A 2,528-nucleotide genomic window follows, 5' to 3' on the forward strand; every position below is an offset into this window, starting at 1 on the left:
TGGGGAATTCGGCACTTGATCTGAATCAGTTGCTTGGGTTCGGATGGTACGACCGTACCACTTTTGTTAGTTGCGGTATTCATTCTAAAATAGAGGGTGAGTTTAGTTGATTTCTTTTGAAGTCACAGCGGGCGAGGGGTTTTGAGATAACTACCCTTGCCCGCTTTCTGTATTCTACGTCATTTTTTCGTCGTTGTCAGCAAAAATAACAAAAAAGACGACATCAATCCTTGTCCAACTTAAAACTCTCTACTGGTAAAGACTTGAGAGTCTCGCCATGCATAATTTGCCCAACCTAAATCGTACCCAAGCTGATGGGCTGCGTAGCGCCAATCCCCAACACTAAACTGGGAACCACTGAATTCCTTCAATAGATGGTGAAAGACCCACCCCCGCTTATAGCCATTTTTCGTTTGTTTCGCGATCGCTTGGTCGATTTCCTTGATGTACTCAGGATTTGCCTCTAAGACGATTTCCATCATCAAGCCTTCTAGCTGTTCCTTTTCTCCACCTGCTTCCTCGTCCGGTTCTATCGCCGCCCCTGCTCCTTTGATGTACTCCAAAGTGGTCAAACAGCTAGGGCAAGTGATGTGATAAATGGGGGTTAAATTCCCGTCCTTGTCTTTGTCTAACCTGATGGGAGTTTTTAGCTCATGGGGGAAAGGGAGAAAACAGTGACCGCAGCAAGAACACTTGGTTGCATACTCGTTGTTGGGAATTGAGATTGGTTCAAGAGACCATTCGACGTGGGTGTCTGGAAGCCCGTGATAGCGCCAATTCTCGCTATGGTCTATTATCACGGCATGGGTTTTCCCAGGGGAAGGTCTTAGTGCCCTTCCTATCTGTTGAAAGTGAACAATCTTTGACACAGTTGGACGACATATCTGGACAGCTTCAATACTAGGTATATCTACTCCTTCGCCGAATAACCCACAGTTAGATAAAACAGTAGTTTGTCCGTTCCTAAAACGTTCCAAAGCCTCTTCCCGTTTCCCAGCAGGAGTTTTGCCATCCAGATGTTCAGCCGTAATACCCTCGTTATTAAATGCTGCTGCAATGGCTTGAGAATGCTTGACGCCGACAGCAAAAACAATGGTCTTTTTCCCAAGGGCGTGTTTCTTCCAAGCCGGGACAACGTCTCCAACGACTGCCATAGCGCGCTTTTCTAATTCCCCTTGGTTATAGTCTTCGTTAACACTAGCTTTCAACCCTTTGGTATTTATAGCAATAGCACCAAAAACCTTGAACTTAGAAAGGTAACCGTGTTCGATCAGGTGGGATGTAGTAACTCCCTTAACTAGTACATCAAACAGTTGCAAAAACCCCTGCCCGTCGGTCCGAGTAGGTGTAGCAGTAAAACCGACGATATGTGCATTCGGATAAGCTGCCATCGTGTCTGTATAAGACTTTGAGGCAGCGTGGTGAGCTTCGTCAATTATGATTAAGTCCGCTCCTGGATAAGGCTTTCGGCGCACCAAAGTCTGAATTGAAGCCACCTGAATGCTATGCTGCGGTTCTAGAGGGAGACCTGCTTTGATGCAGCCGACAGGCATCCCGGTAATTTCTTGAAGTTTCTGACTAAGTTGTTCGATGAGTTCTTTGCGGTGTGCAATCGCGAGGACTTTGAGATTTTGTTGGGTGAAGTAGTTTGCAATGGCGGACAAAACACAAGTTTTTCCACCACCTGTCGGCAGTTGTGCCATCACTCGTCGGCTCCCTTTTTTCCATTCAAAAAAGATATCAAAAACTAGAGATTCTTGATAATCACGCAATCTGTATCCATTGCCAAGATCAGAAGAAAATGGTTGTTGAACAAAATCAGAGGATGTCATAATTATCACTTGGATTAGGTTGTTGTAATTTGCATTTAAATTAAGTAGGTGGGCATAAATAAAGGTTAAAACTCAAAATTCAAAAATGAAGCTAAAATCCTTTATTTATAGGGGTTTAATCATTTTGAATTTCAATTACTATTTTACACTTAATTACGCCCACCTACTTAAACCTATAAAGCTAACGCTTCCACTTAGAAAACTTAATCAAAAATGATCTTTCTTTTAATTATCCATTCGGAAAGTGGGCTATTATGTTGCGAATTATAGCCTAGTGTAACGCGCACCCTTTGATACTTCTCTTTGTCAGTTATTTGAAGATTTTTGTCGGTAACAGCTATTTCTAATCCACGAAAAATGTCGTCTTCTACTTTTAGGATTTTAATTCCTAATTCATACAATTCGACCATTGCTCGCAAGCCCTCACTACTCAAGAATTCAGGAGCACGTAAGCACCCCATATTTTTTATCCAAGGAGTTAATTGATCAAGAGTTTGAGACCCAGTAATAAGCTTTATGACTCGAAAGAAAAATTTAACTTCCGTCATGTGCGCCTGCTTACTTGTCTTGTATTTGTCGCAAAATAGTTCAGCTCTTAACTCCATTCTTAGGGAAGTTAATCTGAGGTATAAGTGTTCCCGAGAAATTTGTTTTTCAAAGCCATCATATTTAGAATTAAGGTCGCAACCAGAATCA

The 2,528-nt window shown here is 42.4% G+C and carries 2 protein-coding genes; both read right to left on the reverse strand.

The features are described 5' to 3' along the window. Positions 1 to 239: 239 nt before the first annotated feature. Positions 240 to 1,832, reverse strand: a complete 1,593-nt coding sequence (locus tag F6K49_RS40810) for a DEAD/DEAH box helicase (protein WP_293106652.1) — start codon at positions 1,830 to 1,832, stop codon at positions 240 to 242. A 203-nt stretch (positions 1,833 to 2,035) separates the two neighbouring features. Continuing rightward, positions 2,036 to 2,528: hypothetical protein (locus tag F6K49_RS40815; protein WP_293106656.1), on the reverse strand; the 493-nt coding region annotated here is incomplete at its 5' end.

Source organism: Moorena sp. SIO3I6 (assembly GCF_010672095.1).